Origin of the sequence: Emticicia sp., assembly GCF_049241225.1 — a bacterium.
In the GTDB taxonomy this organism is placed as follows: Bacteria; Bacteroidota; Bacteroidia; order Cytophagales; family Spirosomataceae; genus Emticicia.
In genome coordinates this window covers 8,910-17,503 of sequence record NZ_JBMLRC010000214.1, presented here as the reverse complement: position 1 = coordinate 17,503, position 8,594 = coordinate 8,910, and the positions used below count along the sequence as shown (strand labels likewise).

8 protein-coding genes are annotated in these 8,594 nt (G+C 37.5%); 2 read left to right on the top strand and 6 right to left on the bottom strand.

The features are described 5' to 3' along the window. Window positions 1-55: 55 nt before the first annotated feature. On the bottom strand, window positions 56-1,348 hold the full coding sequence (locus tag ACOVO2_RS11935; protein ID WP_421770191.1) for an aminopeptidase P N-terminal domain-containing protein: 1,293 nt from the start codon (window positions 1,346-1,348) through the stop codon (window positions 56-58). Between the two features lie 59 nt (window positions 1,349-1,407). Between ACOVO2_RS11935 and ACOVO2_RS11930 the strand changes: the two genes are divergently transcribed. Then, complete coding sequence (locus ACOVO2_RS11930; RefSeq protein ID WP_421770190.1) at window positions 1,408-3,012, top strand: S8 family serine peptidase; 1,605 nt, start codon at window positions 1,408-1,410, stop codon at window positions 3,010-3,012. Window positions 3,013-3,055: 43 nt separating this feature from the next. On the opposite strand, the gene ACOVO2_RS11925 is transcribed toward ACOVO2_RS11930, so the two are convergent. From ACOVO2_RS11925 to ACOVO2_RS11905, 5 genes are all read right to left on the bottom strand, one after another. Beyond that, a complete protein-coding gene (locus tag ACOVO2_RS11925; RefSeq protein WP_421770189.1) occupies window positions 3,056-4,276 on the bottom strand; it encodes a hypothetical protein in 1,221 nt (406 codons plus the stop codon). A 3-nt stretch (window positions 4,277-4,279) separates the two neighbouring features. Next, window positions 4,280-4,870, bottom strand: a complete 591-nt coding sequence (locus tag ACOVO2_RS11920) for an RNA polymerase sigma factor (protein ID WP_421770188.1) — start codon at window positions 4,868-4,870, stop codon at window positions 4,280-4,282. Window positions 4,871-4,937: 67 nt separating this feature from the next. Continuing rightward, a complete protein-coding gene (locus ACOVO2_RS11915) occupies window positions 4,938-7,106 on the bottom strand; it encodes a TonB-dependent receptor plug domain-containing protein (protein ID WP_421770187.1) in 2,169 nt (722 codons plus the stop codon). A gap of 107 nt (window positions 7,107-7,213) precedes the next feature. Further along, complete coding sequence (locus tag ACOVO2_RS11910; RefSeq protein ID WP_421770186.1) at window positions 7,214-7,759, bottom strand: hypothetical protein; 546 nt, start codon at window positions 7,757-7,759, stop codon at window positions 7,214-7,216. A gap of 35 nt (window positions 7,760-7,794) precedes the next feature. After that, the gene (locus ACOVO2_RS11905; RefSeq protein WP_421770185.1) at window positions 7,795-8,199 is read right to left on the bottom strand and encodes a hypothetical protein; all 405 of its coding nucleotides are present in this window, start codon (window positions 8,197-8,199) and stop codon (window positions 7,795-7,797) included. Window positions 8,200-8,328: 129 nt separating this feature from the next. Here ACOVO2_RS11905 and ACOVO2_RS11900 point away from each other — a divergent pair. After that, window positions 8,329-8,594 (top strand): ribose-phosphate pyrophosphokinase-like domain-containing protein (locus tag ACOVO2_RS11900; RefSeq protein WP_421770184.1); only part of this gene is annotated, 266 nt, incomplete at its 3' end.

Sequence of the window (8,594 nt, the reverse complement as noted above, 5' to 3'; positions counted from 1 at the left end):
TCTGACATTTGTCGTAAATTAAACGAAAAATGTCGTAATTTCCAAGCTTTTGCGACTATTCTTTTAGCATCAATGCTTCAATATCTTCGATTTCGAGCGGAATATTGGCCATTAAGTCTTCATTGCCAGTTTCAGTAATCAAAATATCATTTTCGAGCCTGATGCCGAGTTTTTCTTCTGGAATATAAATGCCGGGTTCACAGGTGAAAAGCATTCCTGCCTTGAAAACCTCATAACGATTGCCCACATCATGCACATCAAGCCCCAAATGATGCGAGATTCCGTGAGGGAAATATTTTTTATAAAGCGGGGCATCTTCGTTCTGATTTTCAACCTCACTTTGCTTCAATAAACCCAGTTTTATTAATTCTATTTCCATTATTTTGCCTACTTCTTTGCGTAGATTTTCCATGGTATTTCCTATAACGAGCATCTTTTTAGCGGCTTTCATAACATTCAAAACTGCCGAATAGACTTCTTTTTGTCGAGCCGTAAAACGCCCATTTACTGGCAAACAACGAGTAATATCGGCATTATAATTGGCATATTCGGCCCCAAAATCCATCAAAATTACTTCGCCCGCTTCGCACAGATTATTGTTTGTTACATAATGCAATACACAAGCACTTTCGCCCGAAGCCAAAATAGGAGCGAAGGCATGACCACGTGAGCGATTTCTCAGAAACTCATGTGTAAGTTCGGCTTCCAATTCAAATTCGGCAACTTTTGGTTGTAAGAATTTGGCCATTCTTACAAAACCTTTACCCGTAATTTCGATAGCTTTTTTTATTAAATCAATCTCAATCGGGTGTTTGATTACTCTCAATTGGTGCATCAAAGGAGCAAGACGCTCGATTCGATGAAGTGGAAATTTGTGTTTAAATTCAGTAATAAATCTTCGTTCACGGCTTTCAAAATTCCAATCTCCACCATCGTGTTCGTTTAGATTTAAGTAAACTTGGTCGGCCAAGAAGATGAGTTTTCGTAAAATTGTCTCAAAACTGCTCGTCCAAACCACTTTTTCGATGCCCGAAATCTCCGTGGCTTGTTTTTTAGAGAGCTTTTCTCCTTCCCAAACTTTTATATGTTCGCTGGTTTCTCTAACCAATAAAATTTCTCTAAATTTTTCATCGGGAAAATCTGGAAACAGAACCAAAATAGTTTCTTCTTGGTCGATACCTGTCAAATAGAAAATATCGTTATTCTGACGAAACCCAAAAGTACCATCAGCGTTACTCGGTAAAACATCATTCGATTGAACAATTACCATCGAATTGGGCTTGAGATAGCTTTTTAATCTTTCACGATTTGCAATAAATAGTTGCGAATCAATTTTTTCGTAACGCATTTTCGTTTTTTAAGTAGAATTTTTAGAATATTTGCGAAATTATAAATTATCAAACACGAATGATTCGATTCAACCAAATTTTCTCAATTTTTGTTATACTCGCTGCATTTGTTCTGAAAGCCGAAGCCCAGCAGTCAAAATATTGGGTAGTTTTTACTGATAAAGAGGTAAATGCTGGGCCAGCAATTTCTGAAAAATGTAAAGAAAATAGACGAATGCTTGGTTTGGTCGAGAATCAATTTTCTGATTTACCACTTACAAAAAAATATACTACTGATTTAGAAAAGTCTGGTATTCAACTACTTGTAAAATCAAAATGGTTGAATGCTGTGTCGGCAATCTTGTCTGATGCTCAGATAGAAAAAGTGAATGATTTTGATTTTGTCAAAGAAATTATTCCTATTGAAAGTCAGACTGTGCCTGCAAGTATAAATTCACCAAAGCATACCAATAAAAACGTCGGCAAGGTTTCGAACCTTGCCGACGTTGAAAAACAACAAAACGATGACCTTCGTGTAGATTTTGCAATGAAACAAATCGGTATCGAACATTTTTTAGATGCTGGTTTAAATGGAAAAGGTGTAACCATTGGTGTAATTGATGCAGGTTTTTTTGGTGCGAACGATACCCAAACCCTTAAACATCTATTTGAAAGAAAGCAGATTTTAGGTGTAAAAGACTATGTAAACCCCAAGAAAAAAGATTATTTTGGCGAGCAAGAATCTGCATCTGATTTTCACGGAACCGAAGTTTTGAATGCCATTACTGGTCGAAATTTTAAAGAAAATTTTCAGATTGGATTGGCAACAAATGCCAATTTTTATTTAGCTCGAACCGATAGCGGGAATAAAGAATTTAGAGGTGAGGAAGATAACTGGATGGCCGCTATGGAATGGATGGATAGTCTGGGGGTACGATTGATAAATACATCACTGGGCTACGCAAAAGGTTTTTCAAATCCAAAAGAAAGCTATACACCCGAACAAATGGATGGAAAAACAAGCGTGATTGCCCGTGCTGCAAAAATGGCAGTTGACGAAAAAGGTATAGTTTTGGTGGTTTCGGCAGGCAACGAAGGTGATGACAGCTCGTGGAGAATTATCTCGACTCCAGCCGATGTAGATGGGGTGATTGCTATCGGTGCAACGAATGAATTGGGCATGAAAATGGGGTATAGCAGTATCGGCCCAGAGTTTTTGACTTATATGAAACCCAATGTTTCGTGTTTTTCGCTTTTTGGTACATCGTTGGCGGCTCCCGTAATTACGGGTTTTGTGGCTTGTGTCATGCAAGCATTTCCAAATTTGAATAACAAAGAAATTCGTACAATCCTCGAAAAATCGGCTAATCTTTACCCTTACGGCAATAATTTTATCGGTTATGGAGTTCCAAGTGCCAAGAAAGCATTGAAATTAGCAGCAAAAAGACCGCTCAGCGAAGTTGAACCAAGAATCATAGAAGTAGCCGAAAACGAAAAACAAGTTGAAATTCCGATGCCGGTTGGTGAAATTGCAGTGGTTTTTCACAAGAAAAATGCTACTCACGTAGTTACACAAGAATCTGTAAAGGCTAAATATAATTTTATTCCGCTCAAACGAAATCCATCAGTTAAACAAACAACCGTAATGACTCGTGAAGAAGTAGTAGAGGTGATTTGGAAATAACACCCCCAGCCCCCAGGGGAGTTTATGTTCTACACCTCCCCCTTTAGGGGTTGGGGGTGTTGGGTCTCGTTAAAAACTTAGTTGTATAGAATTTTCCTTTATGGAAACGGAAATAAATGTTTCCGACCCTCACCACGCTCATATCTTTCACTTTAGAAACATTTTCAATATCATCTTCTAAAGTATGTATTGTTCCTTGGGTTTTCTTGGCAATCTGCACATAATCGTCTTGGAATGCTAAGTTTTTGCGGTAAGTTTCGCCACAAAGGATAATATGCACTTTCTTTTTTACTTTCGATAACAGCTTCATATCTTTAACTTCGCTGCTATTATCAGCAATCATCACGATTTCGTCGGCGTCAGGGAAGTTCTTTTGTGCATAAAGAATTGCCTCAATATTATTTTCTGGTTTATCTTTATTGTTTTCAGTATTATTGATAGCCGCAAACATGGTATCCCAAAGTACGAGTTCGTCTTTTGTTCTGACCGTAAACATTTTGCCTGGAAGCCGTCCACGAGTTTGGCGACCGAGACTATCGCAATCTGTGAAAAATACAATTCCTTTAATCGATTTATTATCAGTGTTTTCGTTCATCCAATCGAAAACCTGTGTCGTATAAGGAAACATCGTTGAAGTAATGTCACAGACAATTACTACGTTTTTCCATTTATCAATGTTTCTATCGAGAGCGTCGTAAGAAGTAAGCTCATAAGTTTTTCCGAGTGCTCTAACTCTCGAAATTTTATCGCTCATCGAAACCGCACTTGCCGAGAGGAATCTAATTTCTTTTTCGGCTAAATCATCGGCGAGATTATCCTTGAAAACTAATCTTTTATTCGTTATTTTATTGAGCTTAATTTCTGTTTCGTTTTGTTCGTTAAATTCTTGGGTTTCGTTGTAAAGCTCAGGAAAAACTGGCGATTCATTTAATTTTGAAACGGGTTCTTCGATGCTTGATTTGGTAGATTCAGTGGCAGGAGGAAGGCTCTGCGTTGTAATTTTAGAAGTTTCTTCGGGTTCTGATTGCCTAAGTTTGAGTGATAGAGGCTTACTGCTCATATAAAACTCCACGATTGGAGTTTCGCTCACAACTATATAAATTAAACTAAGCAAGAGTAGCCCAAAAGTAGGGTAGAGGAAACGTAAAGTTTTGCTAATAAGCAGCTTACGCTTCATCTTCTTCCAGTCTTCTGGTGATTTTTCAGGACTAAAACCCTCAAGTTTCTCCCTGATAAACCGATGAAATTGTTGTTCTTCTTGCATAATTTAAAGCATTTTTCTGAGTTTCTCACGAAGCAAACCATTGGCCAAAGATAAATTGGCTCTGGATGTACTTTCTGCCATGTTTAGCATTTCGCCGATTTCTTTATGAGAGTACCCTTCTATGGCATAAAGATTAAAAACCAAACGATAATTGGTTGGTAAACTCTGCACTGCCTTCATAATATCTTCGGACGAAAGTTGGGCATAAACCGATGTATCGCCGAAGTTTGTTTCGATAATATTTTCAGGTAATTGGGTGGTTTGATTCTTGATGTTTTTTCGAAAATGGTCAATCGCTACATTAATCATGATACGCCTGAGCCACGGTTTGATACGTTCGATATTTTCGATTTTATCTAAACTCTTGAAGACCTTCAAAAAACCATCATTCATAATTTCCAGAGCATCATCACGGTTTTCGCAGTAACCCATACATACCGACAAAGCAAAACCATGAAAATGCTCATAGAATTTCTTCATAGCACTTTCTTTGCCTTTTAGGCAGTCTTCTACTACTTCCATCAAACTATTAGAGTTCAATAGCGGCTTGCGGGTTAATGGGTTGAAGTAAATTTCTGTAGTTGATGTAATCACGGAAAATTTACGTTTAGATGGGTGCTTTTATCCAAGACGTAAATTTTCCGTAGAAACGCTGTCAAATTTATAAATTTCCTCTTAAAGTAACAATAAAGTTTCTACCAGCACTACTGATACCTGAGGCAAAATTGCGATAGTTTTTATCAAGGATATTTTCGCAGGCAGCTTGTATTTGTAAATGCTTGTTAATTTGAAAGGCACTTCTCAGATTCAAAGTCAACCACGAAGGCATACCATCGGGTGTTGCATATTGGGCGTTATCTTCTCCTTCGGGGTTGTAATCGGCAATTTTTTTCCAGCCATTATAAAGACTAAATGCTTCGATTTGAAGTTTGTTTTTATTAAATTTTAAAGCAGTTCGCCCAAACATCGGCGGAATGTGGTCAAGCGGTGTATTTTTATCGTCCTTGATTTTTCCTTTCGTATTATTCAGGGTGCTTGAAAATACCAAATCAGGTGTTAGTTTGGCAAAAATGGCAATATTCCACCCATTTATTTGAGCTTCACGCACATTTTGGCTTGCAACAACCGTACTTTTTGTACCTAAATAGTCAACCGAGCTTTGTCCATTCAATGTAAATGGGGCAGTTATGATAGCATTCTTAAACTGGGTGTAAAAATAAGTTGCTTCTACTGTGAAAATTTCACCAATTTGCTGATTGATTGACGCTTCGTAGTTATAAGTATATTCGGGCTTGATGTCAGGGTTTGGTACCACCAAAGTTCCAGCTCTTGAGTCAAAGACTTTGGTCATGTCATCAACGTTGGGACTTCTAAACCCGCTCGAAAATAGTATACTTAACTTAGTTTTATTTACAGGTCGAGCAACAATACCCAAGTTTCCAGAAAGAGCGTTCTGATTCTGTTTGGCTTCATTATAAGGAAATGGGAAAAAAGTTTTATCCTTAAACTCGGTACTAAGTTTTACGGCGTTGTATCTTAGCCCACCATTGATATACAACTTTTGTGAAATATTCAATTGATTGGTCAAGTAAATTGCTATTGACTGCATCATGTTTTTACCATCAGGGTAGCGTGTGCTTGCAGGTGTAATGACACCCGTACTGATATTGAGGTTAGAAGCCGTTGATTTCACATCATTATAAGTCAACTCGGCACCATATTGAATAGTATTAGTTTTGATAACTTTCTGAAAATCAGCGTTTAGGGTCCATACTTTTACATTTTCTATTTGGCTTCTTTTGTTTACATTATTGAAGTTTCGTGAAATCCTACTTTCTTCAATATCTTGAAAAGCCGCCGTAATCATTGCCTTATCGTAGATTTTTGTATCAGAAAGGTCTAAGTGATAGGCTGCCAAGAAACGTTTTTCGGGGCCGTAATACCATTCCGCAAATCTTGGATTTGTCCCTGAAACTTCAGTGAGTCGGTCATAGCGTGGCACATCAGAAGTATTTGAATATTGTAAATTGATGGTATGCTTTACTTTATCTGACGGCTGATACATAAACTTCTGTAATATATCATACTGCGAGTAGGCACTGCCGATTTGTTTGTTATAGTCACTGTTTGCTACTTTAGTATCTTTTCCATCAATTCGCTCGGCATAAAATAATCTTTTGCCAAAATCAGGAAATTTATCAGTGCGTTTATCGCCTTGAATTAAGTCTCCAAAATCAGAATAAGTAATACTTGTCAATGAGCCAAATTTCTTAAAACCCAAATTTACATCAGTATGAACCGTTTTTTCGTTCCAAGCTGACGAATAACGCGTGTATGCCGATGCCGTAATTTTTTCAAGCGTAGGGTTTTTGCTTCTGAAGCTCATTACACCACCGAGTGCGTCGCTACCATAAATTACAGAACTTGGCCCGAATAAGATTTCGGCACGGTCGAGCATACTTTGGTCGATTCGCAGCACATTTTGTAAGTGGCCTGCTCTATAGATGGCATTATTCATTCGGATTCCATCTACCACAATTAATACTCTACTCGATTCAAAACCTCTCAAAACGGGGCTTCCGCCGCCACCTTGACTTTTTTGTACGAAAACATTGCCCGAATTCATCAATAAATCTGCTGTATTTGGTGTATTCTGAAAAGCAATCTGATTTTTTGAAATCAGACTAATCTGATTGGGAAGAGTTCCTCTTTGAGCTTCAAATTTACTTCCCGAAACTACCACTTCGTTGAGCGAAATGTTCTTTTCGGTCGAGTCAATTTGGGCTAATACCCCGAAAGGTAAAAGCATTAGAAAATATATGTATTTCATTATGAATTTTATTTAGTAAAACAAAAACAGCTATTGCACAAAACTGTGAATAGAGAGATAAGCACTTCAATTAAATATCGAGGTGTGCTTTATAGAAGTTTTATGTACTAAACTAAATCGGGTGGAGGCGAAGCTACCGACAAAAAAATTGACGTAAGCCAGGTATTAAACATATATTGTATGTGCAGACTTATTCGTGATTGAAAAATAAATAGTGGCTTTTCAAAAATACTGAGAGGAATCTTGAGGAAATTGAGGAGGATTTTTTGCGTTTTTTTGATAGGACTATTCGCTAAATCTTTCTTAACCATTGATTCAATTGAACGATTCAATTCGGTCTCTTTTTTATCTTCAAAACACCAAAGTATTGTTTCACCGTTGAGTGTTTCTTTACGCATTACGTCATACATAATGCCATTTAGCTCAAATTCATCTTTGTCGTTGTATTCACTATTAATGATTCTAACGAGTTGACTGTCGGGTAATTTATGAAGAATACTGTGTTTGATTTCGTGGCGAATGCTTCTTCGTTTGATTTCAACATAGACAAAACAGCCAACCGAGTTGATTAAGAATATAGCAAAAAGCCCCCCAGCCAATAGCTGATGAAATTGTTTTTTAATGGATGGCTTATTTGATTGATTGGGTTTCAATCGGATGAAGGTTTATTGTTGCTCTAAAAGCAAGTTTATTTTTTAGAACTTTTTTCTTTTTTATCTTTATCTTTCTTTTTCGGGAATTCGTAGTCGAAACCGTTTTGTACCTTCAAGTTATAGTCAAAAAATTCTAATGCCCTTTGCAAGTTGCTTCGATTGACCGCCACAAAGTAGGGATGACGGCCATCTCCACGACGAACCAAGCGAGCGTCCAATTTAAAAATTGTTCCCTCCGGATAATGTGCCACTAATTTTGCTGGGCAACTTACCTTCAAATCGCGTGGTACGCTTTGGCCGTTGATGGTATTCAAACGCATGCGTTTTCGGCTCGAATCGAAATAAGATTCGGCAAAGACATCTAAAAAGAAAATTTTGTTTAACTCTGGAACTTCGTCCACTAACGACAACTGCATCAATTTCAATCTTTTATTGGTCATGGCACTTGAATGTTTAATCCATGAATATCGCAAATCTATGTAAAATTTCAGAAAATAATCAATCCTACCTGTGATTTTTTAAGCAAAAAGCGTACCTTTGCACTTTCTTTTCGAGACATAACCAATAACATGGCAGAAGTTAAGATATTTTCTGGTACGTCATCCAATTATTTGGCGAGCCGAGTTGCAGATTTTTATGGCAAAGATTTAGGAGGTGTGAGCATCAACCGTTTTGCCGATAGTGAGATTTCAGTGAGTTTTGATGAGTCAGTACGTGGCTGCGATGTATTCATTGTTCAATCTACCTTTCCACCGAGCGATAATATCATGGAGCTATTGATGCTCATTGATGCCGCTCGCCGAGCTTCGGCTCACTATGTTTGTGCAGTTATTCC